This window comes from Myxococcus qinghaiensis, assembly GCF_024198215.1.
GTDB lineage: Bacteria > Myxococcota > Myxococcia > Myxococcales > Myxococcaceae > Myxococcus > Myxococcus qinghaiensis.
In genome coordinates, this window is sequence record NZ_JAKCFA010000015.1 from 108697 (window position 1) to 127843 (window position 19147).

Below are 19147 nucleotides of genomic sequence, written 5' to 3' on the forward strand. Positions count from 1 at the left end.
TTCCCCGTGAGGGGACTACATGTGCTTGATGATGGCCTGACCGAACTCGGAGCACTTCACCTCGTTCACGCCAGACTGCCCTTCCTGCTTCATCAGGCGGGCGAAGTCGTAGGTCACCGTCTTGGCGGCGATGGCGCGGTCCATGCCCTGGATCATCAGGTCCGCGGCCTCGTGCCAGCCCAGGTGCCGGAACATCATCTCACCAGAGAGGATGACGGAGCCGGGGTTCACCTTGTCCTGGTCCGCGTACTTGGGCGCCGTGCCGTGCGTCGCCTCGAAGACGGCGTGGCCGGTCACGTAGTTGATGTTGCCACCCGGCGCGATTCCGATGCCGCCCACCTGGGCCGCGAGCGCGTCCGACAGGTAGTCGCCGTTGAGGTTCAGCGTGGCGATGACGTCGAACTCGTCCGGACGCGTGAGCACCTGCTGCAGGGTGATGTCCGCGATGGAGTCCTTGATGATGATCTTCCCGGCGGTGACGGCGGCCTTCTGCTCCGCGTTGGCCGCGTCCTCGCCCTTGGCGGCCTTCGTCACTTCCCACTGGTCCCAGGTGTAGACCTTGTCACCGAACTCCCGCGCGGCCAGCTCGTAGCCCCACTTGCGGAAGGCGCCTTCGGTGAACTTCATGATGTTGCCCTTGTGGACCAGCGTCACGCTCTTGCGCTTGTGGTCCACCGCGTACTGGATGGCCGCGCGGATGAGCCGATCGCTGCCCTCGTGGGACACCGGCTTCAGGCCGATGCCGACGTCGGAGGGGAAGCGGATCTTCCCGAACTCCTTCGGGAACTCCTGCTTCAGCAGGGCCAGGAACTTGTCCGCCGCCGGGGTGCCGGCCTCGAACTCGATGCCCGTGTAGATGTCCTCCGTGTTCTCACGGAAGATGGTCATGTCCACCTTGTCCGGCGTCTTCACCGGGCTGGGCACGCCCTTGAAGTAGCGCACGGGACGCAGGCAGACATAGAGGTCCAGCATCTGGCGCAGCGCCACGTTGAGCGAGCGGATACCACCGCCCACCGGCGTCGTCAGCGGGCCCTTGATGCCCACCAGATAGGTGCGGAAGGCCTCAACGGTCTCATCGGGGAGCCAGTTGTTGACCGCCTTGAAGGACTTCTCGCCGGCCAGCACTTCGTACCAGGCGATCTTCTTCTTGCCCTTGTAGGCCTTCTCCACCGCGGCATCGAAGACAGCCTGCGAGGCGCGCCAGATGTCGCGGCCAGTGCCGTCGCCCTCGATGTAGGGGATGATCGGGTGATCCGGGACGGACAGCTTGCCGTTCTGGAGGGTGATCTTCTCGCCGGACGACGGGGGCGCCATGGACGTGCTCCTGGAAGGTGTGGCCGTGTAAGAATTGGCGCGGGATAGTCGAGAACCCGCCCCCCTCCCGTCAAGGAGTTTGGCCACCCCTCCAGGGTGCAGGACTTATCGGACCCAGCGGCGCGGCACGAGAGGATGTCCCCTCGCGCGCTCCACGAGCACTCGATGTCCTCTCGCCGGCCCGACTACCAGCAGGCCAGGCCGGGCGCGGGCAGCTCCACCGTCACGGTGAGCCCCTGCTCCACTCCGCGCGCCACATCCAATGTCCCGCCCACGGATTCCACCAGCTCCCGCGCGCGAGCCAGCCGCCGGTGCGCCGGCCCCACCAGCATGGGCGACAGCAACACGGCCCTCAGCTCCCGCTCCGACAGGTGCGCGTCCGGCGTCACCACCTGGAAGCGCGGGCCCTCGTCACCGAAGTCGTCCGGCGAATCCAGGCAGACGCGAACCCCGGCTTCCCCGGCGTGGTCCGCCGCGTGCGCCATCAACAGCAACAACACCTGCCGTGTGCGCCGCACACCCGTCCGCGCCAGCACCGCTTCCTCTGGAAGTTCCAGTTTCACCGCGATGCCGTGGATTCTGCGTGTGACTTCCAGCAATTCCTTGGATTCACGCATGAGCGCCGCCACATCCACCTGGTGGAAATCCGGCCCCTCCACCGACTCCAGGGAGGCCACGCGCACGGGGCGTCCGCCCTCGTCCGTCGCTTCACCCGAAGTGCTTCCCACCCAATCCCGTGCCGCGCTCATCGCTCACCTCATCTGGTTGGCGTGCAGGAAGGAGTTTACTGGAGCAATCCGACTCGCTCCATTTCACTACGAGAAAGCACGCAGAGCGTGGTTGACTGGTGACATTACAGTTGCGCGACATCTTGGCGGTGGCGTTGTCGGGTGCTGGGCATACAGTTCGTGAAACTTGGAGAAATGACCTGTCACGGTTGACCCAGTGACCTAGATTCCGGCCTTGACGAAAACAGCAAGGCTGCACAAATTCGATTTGACTGTTCCTGCCGACTCCGTATGATACGGACCCATAGCGAAATGCCGCCCACCGCAGCACCGCTGGAGCAGGGAGGAACTGTTGTGCTTGCAACTTCGCCATCCGCATCAGGCGTTCCTCACTACCGGAGAAGGGGGCTCCTGGACATGGAAGGGGGAAACCCACTCTCTGACCGGCGGACGGTCGAGTTCGATAGCCGAGACGCTTTCATCAATGTGATTCCGCTGCCGCCAGCGGAAGCCGCGCTGGATGACTCGGGATACTCGCTGCACGGTCGAGGCCCCAACGCCATCACCTGCTCGCTGGGTTCGCTGGACGGGATTATTGGCGAGGTGACGCGGCTGAGCCCCACCGTGGTCTGGGTGATGCCGCGAGGCCCCGTGAACCACGCCGAGTCCCCTACCCTGCCCGTCTTCCTCAAGGGCCGTGGCGTCACGATTGGTCCGCTGGTGGGTGCGTTCATCCGCACCGACTCCGAGACGGCCAGCGCGCCCGTGGGCCTGCAGCTCGTGGGTGTCACCGTGGAGCAGGGCCGGCAGATCCTCGCCATGCTGGCGGACGCCCTGCGCAACGGCGTCGCGGAGCCCGCGGCCTCGGCGCTCCCGATGCAGGACACCATCGAGCAGCCCGAGCGCATCCGCTCCATCCTCAGCGCCATCTGCGCGGCGGGGAACAAGGGCGTGCTGCGCCGCATGGGCCGCTCGGTGCAGATGGTGCTGGAGCGCTTCAACTCGGCGACGGCCCAGCTCGAGTGGCGCACGGATGAGACCGTCACTGACTGGGGCGAGGCGCCCTACGACGTGGACGTCATCGGCTACAACAGCGCCTACCGGATGCAGCTGGAGGCGGGCGGCACGGATGGAGATCGGCTCTTCACGCCGCTGCCGACGCGCATCTTCCGCATCCGTCACCGCTGGCACCGCCGCGTCCCCGCGCCCACCGGCGCGAGCGTGCGCTTCCACCACCCGCTCTGGCGGGAGCTGGGGGAGCTGCAGCGCGACGCGGTGGACCTGTCCTTCTCCGGCCTGTGCATCCGCTGCAAGCCGGAGGATTTGATGTTCCCCGGCCTCCTGCCGCCGCACATCGAGCTGGAGACCGGCGCGGGCCAGACTCTGACTTTGCGTGGCGAAATCCGTTACGTCACCAGCCCTCGCGCGGACGGCACCGTGCTGTGCGGCCTGAGCGTGCAGCCCTACTCCGTGGACGAGGCGCGCTGGGTGCGCTTCGTGTCACAGACGACGTCCCCGGCCACTCGCACCAGCGAGGACATGGAGGACGGACTGTGGGACCTGTTCACCCGCTCCGGCTTCTTCAGCCTGGCGGGCAAGTCCACCGAGGAGTTCGAGGAGCTGCGGCTGTCGTTCCGGACCATGGCGAAGCGCGGCGCGGAAGTCCCGCAGCTCTTCTGCCAGGCGGTGTGGCCGTCGGAGCGCGGGCCCGAGGCGACGCTGTCCTTCATGAAGCCCTACCGCCACGCGTGGATGGGGCACCAGGTCGCCAAGCGTCCCGGCAAGCCGCCTCCGAGCGTGACGGAGCCGGGGCAGATCATGCGCGACCTGTACGTGCGCACGTTCGAGCACCCGCAGAGCGACCCGGACTTCCGCTGGGTGGTGGCCTACGTGGAGGCCCTCAACCCGTGGATCGCCAAGGCGCACGTGCGCTACGCCGAGCGGCAGATGGAGACGGGCCAGGGCCTGGCCTTCACCCGCAAGGTGCACATGCTGGACGTGCTCACCCATGAGCAGACCGGCCGCACCCATGAGGGCATCCAGGTGGGGCTGGCCACGCCGCAGGAGCTGACGCTGCTGGCGGACACCATCGCTCGCACCCGCCCGGCCTGCTACGTGGAAGCGCTGGACTTCACGCGGGAGCGCATCGACATGCGCCCGGTGCAGGCGCGCTGGAAGGAATTCGGTCTCGAGCGTGAGCGCGAGATTCTGGTCGCCCGGCGGGGCGGAGTGCCCGTGGCCGCGACGGTGCTGGAGCTGGGTCAGCGGGGCACGAACCTGTACTGCCTCTTGGACATGGCCCGCCTGTTCTCGCTGACCGAAGAAGGACCGTCCACCTATGTCGCCTTGGTGGATGCCGCGCGCCGTTGGTATGCCGCGCGACGCCGCACCTCGTTCCACTTCCTGTGTGAGGACGAGGGGGGGGATTACGTGCAGGAGGCCGGCATCCACGGCGGACCTGATCCATTCATGTGGATCATCTCCTCCAAGCTGATTCCCGACTTCCTTGAGCACATCAGTGAGCTGACCATCGGGCGCCGTGGCGCCCACAACCCTCGCTAACACGCCCTAGAGGTTCGACATGAGCAACAAGCAACTCGTGGAGCAGAAGTACGTTCCCCACGTGGTCGAGGTGCGCGAGCGCCTCAAGTCCTCCCCCGCGCTCAAGACGCTGTTGGATCCGAACGTCGACCCCGCGCTCGTGGAAGGCTTCCTCATCCAGCTCAACTCGCTGGGCGTGTACATGACGGAGCCGGTGGACGGCTGGATTCGCCGCGCCGGCGAGGCCACCGTGAAGATGGGCCTCAAGGACGTGGGCGAGAAGCTCATCACCCACGCGAAGCACGAGGAAGGCCACCACCTGATGATGATCGAGGACACCAAGAGCCTCGTCGCCCGGTGGAACGCGAAGCGCGGCCCCCAGCTGGATGCGAACGCGCTGCTGAACCAGGTGCCCACGCAGGCCATGGTGGAGTACCGGAAGATCCACGAGGACACCATCGTCGGGCCCATGCCCGCCGCCCAGGTCGCGATTGAATATGAAATCGAGAACCTGTCGGTCGTCTTCGCGCCCGGGCTGATGGAGCAGGCCAAGCGCGTGTGTGGCGAGGACATCATGGAGGCGATGTCCTTCGTGAAGGAGCACGCCGAAATCGACGTGGGCCACACCGCCCTCAACGAGGTGATGCTCGGCAAGCTGCTGACGCAGGTGCCCGAGAAGGCGGAGGTCATCGGCAAGACGGGCGCGCTGGCGCTCGACATCTACCTGCGCTTCATGGGCGACTGCGTCGAGCGCGCCCAGGGTCTGCTCAAGCCCGCCGCGGCGGCCTGACCTCACCTGCTGGTGAAAAGCACTCCGGGGCGCCTCGGGCCATCTTCCGGCCCGGGCGCCCCGTCGTCATTTCACGCGTCCGACTGCCCTCGCCTCACCCGGCGCGGCGGACCTCGGTGGAGCCGCCTCGAGGCCGGGGACGGATGAGTCCGCGCAGCGAGCGGCGGAGCCCGTCCAGGCTGGGACCGCTCGCCGTGCCGAACACGTAGCGGTCCGGGCGCAGCACCACCACGTCCTTGCCGTGGTGCTTGAACCACGCGCCCAGCCGGCCCTCCGTGTCCACGAAGGCGTCCGGGGGTGGCTCGCCGATGCGCTCCGCGGAGAGCACCGACCAGGCCCGCGCGCCCAGCTCGGCCGCCAGCGCGCGCGCCTCCCGCTGCGTGTCCTGCGACGCTCCGGGCCGCGTCAGCACCACGAAGCCCTCGCCGAGCACGTGGTCCATCAGCACCCGCTGGCCCTCGGAGGCCTCGACGCGGGGCTGCGGGAAGTAGGTGCCCTCCGGCGCGGCCTTCGCCCGCTGCGCGCCGAGGATGAAGCCCTTCTCCAGCGCGAAGGCGGGCTTCACCTTGAACTGGCGGATGAACTCCCCGGTGACGGGCAGGCGGTAGAGAAGCTGGATGAGCACGTTGCGCGCGCGCGCCAGCACCTGGCCGCCGGTCATCATCGCCCGGCCCATGGCGTCCGAGCTCTTGATGACCTCCGCGACGTGGCCCCGGCGCTCCTGCTCATACGTGTCCAGGAGCGAGTCGTCCGCCGAGCCGTCGAGGACTCGCGCCAGCTTCCAGGTCAGGTTCGCCGCGTCGCGGAAGCCCGCGCACAGGCCCTGGCCCAGGAAGGGCGGCATCAGGTGCGCGGCGTCCCCGAGCAGGAACGCGCGCCCCACCCTCCAGCGGTCCACGAGCCGGCTGTGGTACGAGTGGACGTTGACGGAGCGGATCGTCACCGTCGCCGGGTCGATGTAGTGCGCGATGAGCGAGCGCACGTGGTCCGGCTGCCGCACGGCCTCCAGGTCCGCGCCCGGGTCGACAATCAGGTCGAAGCGCATCTCGTCCCGCGCGGTGCGCGCGATGAAGCCCCGACGGTTCGGTCCGCACAGGTAGCTGGTGTAGTCGGGCTCCGGCGACGTGGTGCTCACCGTGATCGCCAGCGAGTGCTCCAGCGCGGTGGTGCCCTCCAGCTTGAGGTCCAGCTTGCGGCGGATGGAGCTGTGGGCGCCGTCGCAGGCCAGCAGGTAGCGCGCGCGCACCGTCACGGACTTGTCGGTGCCGCACTCGCGCACGCGCACGTTGAGCCCCTCGCCATCCTGCACGAAGGATTCGACCTCGCGGCCCTGCCACAGCTCCACGTTCTCGAAGCGCGCCATCCCCCGCCGCAGCCCGGCCTCCATGCGCGGCTGCTGGAAGAAGGCCCCCACGTAGTGGCCGTACGGCTGATCCAACCCCGCGAAGTCCACCTCCGCGAGCGAGCGCAGGCGGTCGTCGAGGTAGCGCAGCGTGTGGCACGGATGGAAGCCCGGCCCCAGCTCGCCCTCCAGGCCCGCGGCCTGGAAGATGCGCTGGGCCTCGTCATCCACGCTGATGGCGCGGGACTGACCATGCGGGGACAGCTCCTTCTCCACCACCAGGGTCCTCACGCCTTGGAGCCCCAGCAGATTGGCTGCCATCGCTCCGACCGGTCCACATCCCACGATGATGACATCAACAGTTTCTGGAGCCACGTCCGCCCTCCGGGTGCCGTGCTTGTTGAGCTGCCTTTGATTCATCCCCCAGGCCAGGCCTTGGAATAATCAAGCCAGTACCACCGCTCCGCCTCGCCCCGTGCCTCTTGATTCAAAGAACGCCTGGGGGTGGATTCCTTGCCTGTTTGAGTTTCACCCCTCGAACAGAATTTCCAATCACTCCCGGATGTTTTCCGTTGCAAGCGGGGGGTGCTCCCTACCCGGCGGATTCCCGTCGTGGGCCGAGGTGGGCGTGTATTCCTCGTGAGCTACAAGTTTTGCGTCTGCATGAAATCGCAGTGTCGAGTAGCAACGGAGACCCTGTCGGGAAAGCAGCACAGACGTCGTGGGCAACGCGCGGCGTCGTGCTTTCGGGGATCGACGGATGCTTTGGTGGCGCTTCCCCCTCACGCGAAGTTCGCGAAGGAGCAGTCCGATGGAATGGCTCGAATTCTCCCGCTGGTCCCCCGAGGTGGAGCGACAGCTCGCGCTGCAGGCCGCGCGACTGGGCGCGGCGGCGGCCCGTGGAGCCTCGCTCACCCGGCGGGTGCGCGTCAGCGCCACCGTGGCGGCGGCGTACCGGCTGAGCGCGATGCTGCGTGAGTATCCGCGCACCAATCCCTGGGGGCACCCCGTCTCGGAGTCCTGAGTCGGGCAGACGCTCGCCGGAGGTCCCCCGGCTTCCGGCGTCACGTCCCCACCAGGAGCCCAGGCCCCGTCGTCGAGGGTGAGCGCGTGAAAGGTCCCTTCAAGGGGCCCCACGAAAGCTCCCTTCCGAGGGAAGGGCCCTGAGAAAAGCGGTTCGTTTCACGATTGATTGACACATCAATCCACTCCCACTTCAGACTACCGGGTTCCCGCTGCGACGCCCAGGGGCACGCAAGGACTTCGCTCAATGGCCCAGGCGCGGCGCAGGACCTGCGTGGGCGCTTTCGGCGGGCTGGCCCGGGTCCACGTCCCAGGGTATGCGTCCTGCCTCCTCCGGCGGTCACCTCGCTGGCGGCGGTGACCTGGAGAGAATGTCGGTGGTGAACAACACGGAAGGACGCCACGGGCGATGGGTGCCCTGGGTGGGCGCGCTCCTGGGGGTGCTCTGGCTCATCGCCCTGGGCGGCGGGCGCGCGTTGGACCCGACGTACCTGGAGTGGCTGGGCTGGGGCGACCTGGCGCAGCACGTGCTCGGCTGGATGTTCTTCCGCGATGCGCCGTGGGGCTTCCCGCTCGGCAGGACGCCCGGGTTGATGACCCCGCTCACGATGACGGTCGGCTTCTCCGACTCGAACCCGTGGGTTTCTCTGCTGCTCAAGCCCTTCTCCGGCTGGCTGCCCCGCGACTTCCAGTTCATCGGTCCGTGGCTCGCCCTGTGTCTGGCACTCCAGGGGTTCATGGGCGCGAAGCTCATGGCGCTGTTCACCCCTCGAGCCTCCCAGCAGGTGCTCGGCGCCGCGTTCTTTGTGCTGGCGCCCGTGCTCACGCATCGCATGGGACACGACACCCTCTGCGCCCAGTGGGTGCTCACGGCGCTGCTCTGGCTCCACCTGAAGCCTCGGACGAACTCGCAGGCGGCCTGGCGCTCGCTGGGCGGGGCGCTGTTGCTCAACGCGTACGCGGCCGGCACGCATCCCTACCTCGCGGTGATGGTCTTCGCGCTCTCGCTAGCGCTGCTCATCACCACGGTGCGCACGGAACGCTGGCTCACCTGGCGCCAGGGAGCGGCGGTGTCCGGAGTGATGAGCCTGGTGGTGCTCACCCTGTTCGTCGCCTTCGGCTACGTGGGCACGGACGTGCGCGGCGGGACGAGCAGCTTCGGCGTCTACAGCGCGGACATGCTCGCGCTCATCAACCCCATGGGCTGGTCGCGCGTGCTGCCGTGGTTGCCCTCCCGCGTGGAGCAGTACGAGGGGTTTGGTTATCTGGGCACCGGCGTGCTCGCGCTCGCCCTCCTCGCCCTGCTGGGGAGGCCCTCTTCATGGTGGCCCCAGGCGCGGATGCAGGTGAAGGCGCGGCTGCCGCTGGTGGTCATGGTGGTGCTGCTCTCGCTCCTCGCGTTCTCCACGCGGATGACCCTGGCGGGACAGGACGTGCTGACGATGCGCAAGGTGGCCGACCCCCTCATGCCCATCCTCGGGGTGTTCCGCGCGTCGGGACGGTTCATCTGGCCACTCCACTACTTCGCGCTCACCGCCATCCTCGCGCTCGCCATGTGGCGGTGGCGGCGATACCCGGCGGTCGCCACCACGGTGATGCTGGTCGCCGTGATTGCGCAGGCCGCGGACACTGCGCAGCTGTGGACGGGCGAGCGGTTCCAGCCCGCGCCGTGGCCCCGTCTGCGTGCACCGGAGTGGGAGAGCCTGGACTCCAGCTACCGGCACGTCGTGCTGTTCCCGCCCTCCATCCGTGACGCGGACGTGCCTTGCGTCAAGAGCACCTTCGCCCTGGATGACTACCTGCTCTGGGGAGACCTCGCATACCGCAAGCGCATGACGACAAACAGCGGCTATGCGGCGCGCATCAACGAGAAGCACATCGCGGAGGTCTGCTCGGCGCTCACGAACGACGTCGAGAACGGGCGCCTCGCGGACGATGCGCTCTACGTCGTCGACGCTCCGAAGCTGGAGCTGTTCCAGCGGCTGGGTGACCGTGTCACGTGCGGACTGGTGGAGGGATTCACCGTCTGCGTGACGGCTCGGGAGAGTCACTTTCGGGAGACCCTGCTCCGAACACCCGTCCGCGCGCCGATGCCTCCGACAGCGGGCAGCCCTCCGTGAGCCGGTGATGCTCGCGCTCCCAGCGGCGCGAGCTCACTCCCCCGCGGCCTTGCGCAACGCGCGGCGCTCCAGCTTCCCCATCGCATTTCGTGGCAGGGCCTCCACCTCGAGGAACCGCGCCGGCAAGTTCACTCCTCGGCGGCCTTGCGCAACGCTGGGCGCTCCAGCTTCCCCATCGCATTGCGTGGCAGGGCTTCGACCCAGAGGAACCGAGCCGGCAGCTTGAAGCCCGCGAGCGACTGGCGACACCATGCCTCCATCTCTTCCACCTGGGGGCTTGGCTGGCCCACGCGCAGGACAACGAAAGCCACGGGGACTTCGCCCCAGCGCGCGTCCCTCACGCCGACGACGGCGGCCTCCTGCACCGATGGATGATTGGCGAGCACCGCCTCCACCTCGGCCGGGTAGATGTTCTCACCGCCCCGGACGATGAGGTCCGTGCGGCGCGACAGCACCGTGAGGCAGCCTCGTGCGTCGAGCATCCCGAGGTCCTTCGTGTGCAGCCAGCCATCACGCAAAACTTCGCTCGTGGCCTCGGGCCTTCGCCAATAGCCCGCCATCACCGTGGGGCCACGGACCTCGATGTCGCCCTCCTGCCCCGGGCCTCGCACGTCGCCGTGTTCCCCGACGATTCGAACCTCCGTCCCTGGCAGCGGTGGCCCGGCGGTCCGCCCATCCGCGTCAGAGGGTCGCTCCGTCGTCACCTGTGAGCACGCCTCGGTGAGCCCGTACGTCTGGAGCGCGAGCAGTCCCACCGCGCGCGCCCGCTCCAACAAGGGCACGGGCACCGGCCCTCCGCCAATCAACGCCAGCTTGAAGGACTCCGGCACGCGACGCCCCGCTCGAACATCCAGCACCCGCTCCAGCGTGGTGGCGACGAGGCTCGCGTGCGACACGACCTCATCGTCGATGGCTCGACACGCGGCTTCCGCATCGAAGCGCTCGTGCAACACGAGGCAGCCACCCTCGTATGCCGTGCGCGTGAGCATCGCGAGTCCACCAACGTGGAACAGCGGCAACGTCCCCAGCCAGCGGGGTGCCCGGTGTTCTCCCAAGTTTGCCGCCGAGCCACGTGAGGACGCCCGGAAGTTCCCCTCCGTCAGCACCGCCCCCTTGGGCCTTCCCGTCGTCCCACTGGTGAAGAGGACGACGCGAGGCTCGCCCTCCTCCAGCTCCACGCACGTGTCGGACGAAGCCTCTCCCACGAAGGACTCCATGTCCTCCGCGCCGACCAGCCGCTCACGCAAGGCCCCCAGGGCAAGCGTCAGGCTCGGCTCGACATCCTGGGCCAGGGGCTCCAGCTCCGCGCGGGTGAGTCGCGCATTGAGCGGCGCCAGCACGGCTCCGAGTCGGCCCAACGCCCAGAAGAGGAACACGCAGGCAGCGTGATTCGTGGCCAGCACACAGACGCGATGGCCCGCGCCAATCCCGCGAGCCTCCAGCGCCGCCACCCACCGACGCACCTCTACCTCCAGCGCGCCGTAGCTCCACGAGCGTCCCGCGAAGGTGAGCGCCTCCGCGTCCGGGTGACGCGAGGCCCCTTCTCGAATGGGACACCCGAACTTCGTCACACCAACGCCCCGACATCCAGGCCCAGTCCAGGCGACTCCGGAAGACGAATGCGCCCGTGGACGGGCTGGTAGTCATGCCAGTCGGGCTCCTTCGCGAAGAGCCGCCCCACCGCGAGCCCCGAGGCCAGCGCACCCGAGGGCAGCGCGGCGGCCAGGTGCGCCGCGCCCGCTCGCGCCACCACGCCATCCAGCGAGCTCGTCACATACGCCTGCATCCCCAACCGCGCGGCCCGCATCGCCACCACGAGCCCGGGGAGCAGTCCACCCAGCACCATCGGCTTGAGCACCACCGCTCCCACCGCCGGGCCACCGCCCAACAGCGGGTCCACCGACAGCAGCGCGCGCAGCGTCTCCGGTGAGCCGAGCGACTCGTCCGCCGCCACCATGCACGGCGCCCTTCGCTGAACACGCCACAGCGCCGACAGGTCCTCCGGCGGCGTCGGCTGCTCCACCAGCTCCAGGCCATACCAACCCAGCTTGTCGAGCGCGCGCTTCGCCTCGGGCTCGGACCAGCCGCCGTTCGCGTCCAGCCGCAGCTTCACGTCCGGCCCCACGGCCTCGCGCACCGCCTTCACGCGCTGCTCATCCGCCTCCAACGAGCGCGTCGCCACCTTCAGCTTCAGCGTCCCATAGCCCTCGGCCACCGCGCGCCGGGCCTCCTCCGCCAATGCCTCCGGGGACTCCTCGCCCAAGAGCGCGTTCACCAGCACCTCGGGACGCGACTCCTCCGCCAGCAGCCAGCACAGCGGAACACCCTGGCGCTTCGCGAGCAGGTCCAACAGGGCCAGCTCCAGCGCATGCTCCGCGGCGGGCACGGGACCCGGAGGCGCGGGATGACGGGCCCGGACGCGAACACCCTCGCCACGCGCCACCGTCGGCGGGAAGGGCGACAGCGTGTCCTCGACGGCGCGCACCGTGTCGCCCAACAACTGGCCCTTCAGCGACGACAGCCACGCCCCCAGCACCTCGCCGCACACCGCCAGCGACTCCGTGCCGAACTCCGGCAGCGGCATCGCTTCTCCGAGCCCTACCCGCCCATCCTCGTCCTCCAACTGCACGAGGAAACCCTCGCGCGCGGAGTAGGAGCCTCGGGCTGTCTTCAAGGGCTGGAGCAGCTCCAACTTCAGCGGGGTCAGCGTCGCCTGGACAATGCGCATGAGCTCACATCATCGCAGGTACAGGCCCACCCCGAACAGCACTCCGAAGAAGAGTTGGAAGCGCGCCGTCCCGCCCAGCGCCGGGTTCAGCGCGGCCCCCTGCTCTCGCAGCACCCGCTTCAGCGGCGGCACGACCAGGGGCAGGCTCAGGAACGACAGAAAGACCCAGGGTCCCGCGAGTCCCAGTGCGAACATCGCCACCGGCGTGGCGAACGAAGCCCCGAGCAGCAGCACGTACTCAGCCTTGCCCGCCGTCGTCCCCCAGCGCACCGCGAGTGTGCGCTTGCCCGCCTTCACGTCCGTGGTGACGTCTCGCAGGTTGTTGACGACGATGAGCATGGTGCCGCTCGCGCCCACGGGAATCGCCGCCCACCACGCCGCCGGATGGACCGTGCCGGCCTGCACGTAGAAGGTCCCCGTCACCGCGACGAGCCCGAAGAAGATGAAGACGAAGAGGTCGCCCAGGCCGTTGTAGCCCAGGGGGAACGGCCCGCCCGTGTACGCGTAGCCACAGAGGAGCGACGCGAGTCCAATCGCGACGATGGGCCAGCCGCCCACCGCCACGAGGTACGCCCCCACCGCCGTCGCCAGGGCGAAGCAGATGGCCGCGCCCAACAGCACCGTGCCCGGCGCGATGAGGCCGCTCTGCGTGACTCGCACCGGCCCGAGCCGCTCATGCGTGTCCGCGCCCTTCTTGAAGTCGTAGTAGTCGTTGATGAAGTTGGTGCCAATCTGGATGAGCACCGCGCCCAGGAGCGCCGCCAGGGCCGGGACGATGCGCCCCACGCCCAGGCCGAACGCGAGCGTCGTCCCCACCAGCACCGGCACCAGCGCCGCCGTCAGCGTCTTGGGACGCACCGCCATCAACCACGTCTTCACCGTGGGCCGAGGCTTCACCATGGCCACCGGGGCTCCCGGCACGGACGTACTCACGGGTTCATCCTCTCGGGACTCACCGCCGCGGTGGCGGCCTCGAACTGGGGCGCCTCGTACCAGGGCGTCTGGAGGAACCCCAGCACCTCCCGGGCGTAGCCCTCCGGCGCCTCCAGGTGCGGCGCGTGGCCGCAATCCGAGAAGGCATGTCGCCACACCACCGGAAGCTCCGTCGCCATCTTGCGCGCCGTCTGCGTGAACTTCTCGTCCCGCGCTCCCGTGAGCAGCAACGTGGGTAGTCGCTGGTGGTGCAGCTCCGACCAGTAATCCGGTTGCACTCCGAGCCCCAGGCACTCCAGCGCCCCGGCGAGCCCCTCCGCGGTGCAGGCCCGACGGTGGGCGCGCAGCACGGCGCGACGCTCCTCGGGCATGGCGCGAAGGCCGTCGAACAGGGGCAGCGCCTCCCAGCGCTCCACGAAGGCGTCCACGCCCCGGGCGCGGATGAAGGCCGCGAGCTGCGCGTCCGCCTCACGTCGCGCGGCACGCTCCTGACGGCGGTGCAGCCCCGGCGAGCCGCTCTCCATGATGAGCCGGCCGAACCGGTCCGGCGCGCGCACGGCCGCGGCCAGCGCCACCCGCGCGCCCTGCGAATAGCCGAGCAGATCCACCGTGCCCGCGCCCAGCGAGTCGACCAGGGCGACCAGCGCGTCCACCGTCTCCAGGAAGCCGTCGCGGCCCTGTCGCGTGGGCAATGGCGTGGCGCCATGCCCCGGCAGGTCCACCGCGATGGCTCGCACGGAGCGCCCCAGCAGCGGACGCAGTCCGTTGAACGAGGCCCGGTTGCCGGTGAAGCCGTGCAGCAGCACGAGGGGCCGAGAGCCTTCTCCCCACGTCTCGTAGGCCAGTTTCATGCCCATGGTCCGTCTCCCAGTGCGGCTGCCATCCTCGTGAAGAGCTGCCGGTGGTCATCCACGTTCGCGGCCCGGTCCACGCGAACCTCCACGAGGTGCAGGCCGCCTTCGAGTCCTTCACGTACCGCCGACCGCAGCGCGGAGGGCGTCGTCGGCCGGTGCAGCCGCGCCCCTCCGAGCGCCGCCGCATGCGACAGGTCCACGCCGTGCGGGGTGCCGAACAGCGTCTCGAACTCGTCCGGCTTCGCCGCCTGGGCAATCGGCAGGAACGAGAAGATGCCGCCGCCGTCGTTGTTCACGGCGACCACCGTCAGCGGCACGCGCGAACGCGACGCCGTGACGAAGGCGCCCACGTCGTGAAGCAGCGCCAGGTCGCCGGTGAGCAGCACGGCGGGACGCGAGGCCGCGGCGGCCATGCCCAGCGCGCTGGAGATGATGCCGTCGATGCCATTCGCCCCACGGTTGGCCAGCACCCTCAGCGGCACCGGACCCGCCGGCGCGAAGGCGTCCACGTCGCGGATGGGCATGCTGCTGGACACGAACAGCGGAGCACCCGCCGGAAGCGCGGCCACCACCTCGCGGGCGATTCTCGGCTCGCTGAGCGACTCGGGCCGCTCGGCGAACGCGGCTTCGAGCGCGCCTCGCGCCAGTCGCTCCGCCGCGAGGAAGGCCTGCGCCCACCGACCCGGGCCTCGCGTCTGCCCCTTCGTCAGCGCCGCGCAGGCCGCCACCGCCGAGCCCTCCACCACCGTCGCCGCGCGATGCGTGGGGTCGAACAACGCGCCCCCATCACTGAAGAGGACGACGTCCGAGCCCGACGCCTCCAACCACTGCTGCGGCGACTTGGGCGTCAGCCCGCCACCGAAGCGCAGCACCAGCTCCGGCCGGTGCGTCTTGGCGAAGGGCGCATGGCGCAACAGCGCGTCGTAGTACGAGAGCGTGAGCGGCCCACCGCCGTAGCGCGCCTGCGACGTCGCCTCGGCGAGCACCGGGTAGCCCGTGGCCTGGGACAGCGCGGAGATGGCGTCCGCGAACCCGTCCGCCTCGTCACGGGGGCCACAGACGATGACACCCCGCTCCGTCGCGGCGATGCGCTGACGCAGGGACTCCAGCACCGAAGCGTCCGGCTCTTGCATCGGCGGCACGATTCGCGTGAGCGGCGCACCCGCGCGGCCCGCCTTCGACAGCTCGGACAGGCGCTCCTCGCCAAAGGCCTCGGTCACCGGAGCGAGCGGCTCGCGGAAGGGCACGTTGAGCTGCACGGCGCCACGCGGCATGCGCAGCGCGGTGGCCACGGCCCGAGCGGCGGTGGCGCGCAGGTGGATCAACGCGACGTCACTGGCCTCCGGGACTCCCACGTCCGTGAAGCTGCGCGCGTGCTCGCCATAGAAGTGCGCCTGGGGCACCGTCTGCGCCGCGCCCCAGCCCTGCAGCTCCAGCGGCCGGTCCGCCGTCAACACCACCAGCGGCACCTGCGACAGCGAGGCCTCGATGACCGCGGGATAGAAGTGCGCGCCCGCCGTGCCGCTCGTCGCCACGAGAATCACCGGCGCGCGGGACTGCTTCGCGAGCCCCAGCCCGAAGAAGCCCGCGCTGCGCTCGTCGATGATGGACCAGGTGCGCAGGCCCTCCGCGCGAGCACACGCCAGCGCCAGCGGCGAGGAGCGCGAGCCCGGGCACACCACGGCGTGCCGCGCGCCACCGCGAACCAGCTCCTCCACGAGCGCGCGAGCCCACAGCAGGTTGAGATTACTGTCGCCCGACATCCCCGCCTCCCAACGCACGCAACACGGCCAGACTCTTCATCTCCGTCTCCCGCCACTCCGCCTCCGCGATGGAGCCGGCCACGATTCCGCAACCCACGTACAACCGGGCCCGCGAGCCCCGCACGCGCGCCGAGCGCAACGCCACCATCAGGTGCGCACGCCCCGGCCCCACCCACCCCACCGGCCCCGCATACCAACCCCTGTCCAGCCCCTCGTGCTCCACCAGGAAGAACAGCGCGCGCTCACGCGGAGTTCCTCCCACCGCGGGCGTGGGATGCAGCGCCCCCACCACCTGCGCCGCCGACACGCCCTCGCGCAGCTCCGCGCGGATGCCCGTGCGCAGGTGCACCACGTTCTTCAACGCCAACAACCGGGGCTCCGCGTCAGCCCGCACGTCCTCGGTGGCCAGGCCCCGCACCGTCGCGAGGATGTAGCGAACCACCGCTTCGTGCTCGCGCACGTCCTTGTCCTGGCCCCGCAGCCCCTCGGCCAGATGCGGCGCGGCCGTCCCCGCGAGCGCCTCCGTCTCCAGCACCCGCCCCTCCACCCGACACAGCGTCTCCGGCGTCGCGCCCAGGAAGCACGTCCCGTCCGGCGCTCGAAACAAGAAGGTGGCGCAGCGAGGGTTCTGCTCCCGCAGCCGCGCCAGCACCTCCACCACGTCGAAGGGCGCCGGCCCCTCCACGTCCACGGCGCGCGCCAGTACCACCTTCTGGAGCTGTCCCGAAGCAATGGCTTCCAGCGCCCGCTCCACCCGCGCCTCGAACTCCGGACGCGACGACGTCAGCGACAGCGCGACCTCACCGCCCCGCGCATGTCGATAGGCCGCGGAGAAGCGCGCACGCACCCGCTCCAGCCGCGAGCGCACCAGGTCCTCGCCGCCCCGTCCCTCGGGCGCGAAGGCCGCCACGGACAGGCCGCTCGCGGTGCGCCACACCAGCACCTCCGGCAGCGTCCAGCGCGCCACGCCGTGCGCCGCCCAGGCCTCATCAGGAAGGCCCGTCGCGCCGAACCGGATTCCGCCGAACCAGGGACCCGGAAGGTTGTCGGGCACCTCGCCCAACCAGCGCAGTGACGTCGCGGCCAGCGTGTTCAGGACCTCGGGCACCTGCCCGGACTCCGACGCCACCACCACCGCCGCCTCACCCCACCCCGCCGCCGCTTCCCGCTCCAGGGGCCGCTCCCAATACACCGTCGGCACGCCCAGCGAATCCGCTCCGGAGAGTGGATCCACCGCCGCCAGGGGCATCATTCCGGCCACCCAGCGCTGGCCCTCAACGGGATTGAGCGTCTTCATCAGCGGTCCTCATCCGCGACTGCCCTGAAATCACCTTCGGTTGTCTTCTAAGCCATCTCGGCTATACATGCACCAAGGAGTTCAAAACCTCTTGAACTCGGTGGATGGGAGGGCTCGTGGGAGGCAAGCAGCCAGACGAATCCGTGCCGGCAAACGCCGGAAAGGACACGGGTGCGCGGCGGGTGCTCCGAGCATTCCGTCCCGAGGGCACGCGTGTCCGCGTGGGGACCGTGGAGGTAGGCGGCCCGGGGTTCGTCGTCATGGCTGGCCCCTGTGCCGTGGAGGGCGTGGAGCAGGTGGACCGGACCGCCGCGGCCGTCGCGCAGGCCGGCGCCCATGTCCTCCGGGGCGGCGTGTTCAAGCCTCGCACCAGTCCCTACGCGTTTCAGGGCATGGGAGAGCCGGGGCTTCACCTGCTGGCCGACACCGGGCGCCGGCACGGACTGCCCATCATCAGTGAAGTGATGGAGACCGCGCAGATTCCCTTCATGGCTGAGTCCGCGGACATCCTCCAGGTGGGCGCGCGGAACATGCAGAACTTCTCCCTGCTGCGCGCGCTGGGAAAGATTCGCCGCCCGGTGCTGCTGAAGCGGGGGCTGTCCGCCACGGTGCAGGAGTGGCTGCTGGCGGCCGAGTACCTCCTGGAGGGCGGCAACGAGCAGGTGCTGCTGTGCGAGCGGGGCATCCGGACGTTCGAGACGGAGATGCGCAACACGCTGGACCTGGCGGCCGTCGCCTGGGCCAAGCAGCGCACGCACCTGCCCGTTATCGTCGACCCCTCGCATGCGACGGGACAGGTGGAGCTCATCCTCCCCATGTCCCTGGCGGCGGCGGCGGCGGGGGCGGACGGGTTGTTGATTGAGGTCCATGCGAAGCCGGAGCAGGCGCTGTGCGACGGGGCCCAGGCCCTGACGCCGGAGCGCTTCCAAACGTTGATGCAGCGGCTGCCAGCCGTGCTAGACGCGGTGGGCCGACACCTTTGGCGGCCGGAGAGTCCGGCCCAGGTCGTGAGGGCGCGATGAGTACCGAAGTCCGTCAGATGTTCTCCTCCATCGCCACGCGGTACGACGTGACGAACGAGGTCCTGTCGTTCGGCATCCACCGCCTGTGGCGCCGCACCGCCGTGCGACTCAGCCGGGCCAAGGAAGGCGACAGCGTCCTCGACTGCGCCTCCGGCACCGGTGACCTGGCGCTGGTCTTCAAGCGCAAGGTGGGAAGCAACGGCCGCGTCGTGGGCACGGACTTCTGCCCGGAGATGCTGGAGAGCGCCCCCGCGAAGGCGGCCAAGGCGGGCCTCCAGGTGGACTTCCAGGTCGCCGACGCGATGGCCCTGCCCTTCGCGGACAACAGCTTCGACGTGGCCTCCATCGCCTTCGGCATCCGCAACGTGGATGACCCGGTGAAGTGCCTCAGTGAGATGGGGCGCGTGGTGAAGCCGGGCGGCCGGGTGGTGGTGCTGGAGTTCGGCCAGCCCAGCGGCGTCTTCGGAGCGCTCTTCCGCTTCTACAGCAAGACGGTGATGCCGGCGATTGGCGGCATGCTCACCGGCAACCGCGCGGCCTATGAGTACCTGCCCCGCACTTCGGCGGCCTTCCCCGCCGGGGACCGTTTCCTGACGCTGATGGACCAGTCCGGCGCCTATGCGGAGCGAAGCGCGCATCCGCTGACGTTCGGTACGGCGAACGTGTATGTCGGCACCGTCCGCTGAAGGCCG

Annotated in this window: 15 protein-coding genes; 6 read left to right on the plus strand and 9 right to left on the minus strand. The window is 69.4% G+C overall.

Annotated elements, in window-relative coordinates:
* Window positions 1-15 precede the first annotated feature (15 nt).
* Window positions 16-1314: an NADP-dependent isocitrate dehydrogenase gene (icd, locus tag LZ199_RS26980; protein WP_253996632.1), complete on the minus strand. Its 1299-nt coding sequence runs from the start codon at window positions 1312-1314 to the stop codon at window positions 16-18.
* 185 nt (window positions 1315-1499) lie between these two features.
* Entirely contained in the window at window positions 1500-2063 is a 564-nt protein-coding gene (locus tag LZ199_RS26985) for a histidine kinase (RefSeq protein WP_253996633.1), read from the minus strand.
* Between the two features lie 465 nt (window positions 2064-2528).
* Here LZ199_RS26985 and LZ199_RS26990 point away from each other — a divergent pair, with 465 nt between their 5' ends.
* Window positions 2529-4604: a PilZ domain-containing protein gene (locus LZ199_RS26990; RefSeq protein ID WP_253996634.1), complete on the plus strand. Its 2076-nt coding sequence runs from the start codon at window positions 2529-2531 to the stop codon at window positions 4602-4604.
* Between the two features lie 19 nt (window positions 4605-4623).
* On the plus strand, window positions 4624-5373 hold the full coding sequence (locus tag LZ199_RS26995; protein ID WP_253996635.1) for a hypothetical protein: 750 nt from the start codon (window positions 4624-4626) through the stop codon (window positions 5371-5373).
* Between the two features lie 94 nt (window positions 5374-5467).
* On the opposite strand, the gene LZ199_RS27000 is transcribed toward LZ199_RS26995, so the two are convergent.
* Window positions 5468-7135 carry a bifunctional 3-(3-hydroxy-phenyl)propionate/3-hydroxycinnamic acid hydroxylase gene (locus LZ199_RS27000; protein WP_256569447.1) on the minus strand — a complete coding sequence of 556 codons (1668 nt, stop codon included), beginning with the start codon at window positions 7133-7135 and terminating at the stop codon, window positions 5468-5470.
* Between the two features lie 391 nt (window positions 7136-7526).
* Here LZ199_RS27000 and LZ199_RS27005 point away from each other — a divergent pair, with 391 nt between their 5' ends.
* Window positions 7527-7739 (plus strand): hypothetical protein, encoded by a 213-nt coding sequence (locus LZ199_RS27005; protein ID WP_253996637.1) that lies wholly within the window; start codon window positions 7527-7529, stop codon window positions 7737-7739.
* Window positions 7740-8109: 370 nt separating this feature from the next.
* On the plus strand, window positions 8110-9858 hold the full coding sequence (locus tag LZ199_RS27010; protein WP_253996638.1) for a DUF6311 domain-containing protein: 1749 nt from the start codon (window positions 8110-8112) through the stop codon (window positions 9856-9858).
* 128 nt (window positions 9859-9986) lie between these two features.
* On the opposite strand, the gene menE is transcribed toward LZ199_RS27010, so the two are convergent.
* Genes menE through LZ199_RS27040 form a run of 6 tightly spaced genes read right to left on the minus strand, consistent with a single transcriptional unit; the run spans window position 9987 to window position 17433 of the window.
* The gene (gene menE / locus LZ199_RS27015; protein ID WP_253996639.1) at window positions 9987-11429 is read right to left on the minus strand and encodes an o-succinylbenzoate--CoA ligase; all 1443 of its coding nucleotides are present in this window, start codon (window positions 11427-11429) and stop codon (window positions 9987-9989) included.
* Window positions 11426-12586: a mandelate racemase/muconate lactonizing enzyme family protein gene (locus tag LZ199_RS27020; protein ID WP_253996640.1), complete on the minus strand. Its 1161-nt coding sequence runs from the start codon at window positions 12584-12586 to the stop codon at window positions 11426-11428. Before LZ199_RS27020 ends, menE begins: the two co-directional genes overlap by 4 nt.
* A 9-nt stretch (window positions 12587-12595) precedes the next feature.
* Window positions 12596-13519 carry a 1,4-dihydroxy-2-naphthoate polyprenyltransferase gene (locus tag LZ199_RS27025; protein ID WP_253996641.1) on the minus strand — a complete coding sequence of 308 codons (924 nt, stop codon included), beginning with the start codon at window positions 13517-13519 and terminating at the stop codon, window positions 12596-12598.
* Window positions 13516-14376 (minus strand): 2-succinyl-6-hydroxy-2,4-cyclohexadiene-1-carboxylate synthase, encoded by an 861-nt coding sequence (gene menH, locus LZ199_RS27030; RefSeq protein ID WP_253996642.1) that lies wholly within the window; start codon window positions 14374-14376, stop codon window positions 13516-13518. Before menH ends, LZ199_RS27025 begins: the two co-directional genes overlap by 4 nt.
* Window positions 14367-16136 (minus strand): 2-succinyl-5-enolpyruvyl-6-hydroxy-3-cyclohexene-1-carboxylic-acid synthase, encoded by a 1770-nt coding sequence (gene menD / locus LZ199_RS27035; protein ID WP_253996643.1) that lies wholly within the window; start codon window positions 16134-16136, stop codon window positions 14367-14369. Before menD ends, menH begins: the two co-directional genes overlap by 10 nt.
* Window positions 16120-17433 (minus strand): isochorismate synthase, encoded by a 1314-nt coding sequence (locus LZ199_RS27040; protein WP_253996644.1) that lies wholly within the window; start codon window positions 17431-17433, stop codon window positions 16120-16122. Before LZ199_RS27040 ends, menD begins: the two co-directional genes overlap by 17 nt.
* A 104-nt stretch (window positions 17434-17537) precedes the next feature.
* On the opposite strand from LZ199_RS27040, the gene aroF reads away from it, so the two are divergent.
* Window positions 17538-18455 (plus strand): 3-deoxy-7-phosphoheptulonate synthase, encoded by a 918-nt coding sequence (aroF, locus tag LZ199_RS27045; RefSeq protein WP_253996645.1) that lies wholly within the window; start codon window positions 17538-17540, stop codon window positions 18453-18455.
* Entirely contained in the window at window positions 18452-19141 is a 690-nt protein-coding gene (ubiE, locus tag LZ199_RS27050; protein ID WP_253996646.1) for a bifunctional demethylmenaquinone methyltransferase/2-methoxy-6-polyprenyl-1,4-benzoquinol methylase UbiE, read from the plus strand. Before aroF ends, ubiE begins: the two co-directional genes overlap by 4 nt.
* Window positions 19142-19147 lie beyond the last annotated feature (6 nt).

Bases quoted from the DNA above. Each gene is read 5' to 3' on its own strand.
- aroF (WP_253996645.1), top strand. From the start codon at position 17,538: ATGGGAGGGCTCGTGGGAGGCAAGCAGCCAGACGAATCCGTGCCGGCA.
- LZ199_RS27010 (WP_253996638.1), top strand. From the start codon at position 8,110: ATGTCGGTGGTGAACAACACGGAAGGACGCCACGGGCGATGGGTGCCC.
- menH (WP_253996642.1), bottom strand. From the start codon at position 14,376: ATGGGCATGAAACTGGCCTACGAGACGTGGGGAGAAGGCTCTCGGCCC.
- LZ199_RS26985 (WP_253996633.1), bottom strand. From the start codon at position 2,063: ATGAGCGCGGCACGGGATTGGGTGGGAAGCACTTCGGGTGAAGCGACG.
- LZ199_RS27005 (WP_253996637.1), top strand. From the start codon at position 7,527: ATGGAATGGCTCGAATTCTCCCGCTGGTCCCCCGAGGTGGAGCGACAG.
- LZ199_RS26995 (WP_253996635.1), top strand. From the start codon at position 4,624: ATGAGCAACAAGCAACTCGTGGAGCAGAAGTACGTTCCCCACGTGGTC.
- LZ199_RS27020 (WP_253996640.1), bottom strand. From the start codon at position 12,586: ATGCGCATTGTCCAGGCGACGCTGACCCCGCTGAAGTTGGAGCTGCTC.
- menD (WP_253996643.1), bottom strand. From the start codon at position 16,136: ATGTCGGGCGACAGTAATCTCAACCTGCTGTGGGCTCGCGCGCTCGTG.
- LZ199_RS27040 (WP_253996644.1), bottom strand. From the start codon at position 17,433: ATGAAGACGCTCAATCCCGTTGAGGGCCAGCGCTGGGTGGCCGGAATG.
- LZ199_RS27000 (WP_256569447.1), bottom strand. From the start codon at position 7,135: ATGAATCAAAGGCAGCTCAACAAGCACGGCACCCGGAGGGCGGACGTG.
- icd (WP_253996632.1), bottom strand. From the start codon at position 1,314: ATGGCGCCCCCGTCGTCCGGCGAGAAGATCACCCTCCAGAACGGCAAG.
- ubiE (WP_253996646.1), top strand. From the start codon at position 18,452: ATGAGTACCGAAGTCCGTCAGATGTTCTCCTCCATCGCCACGCGGTAC.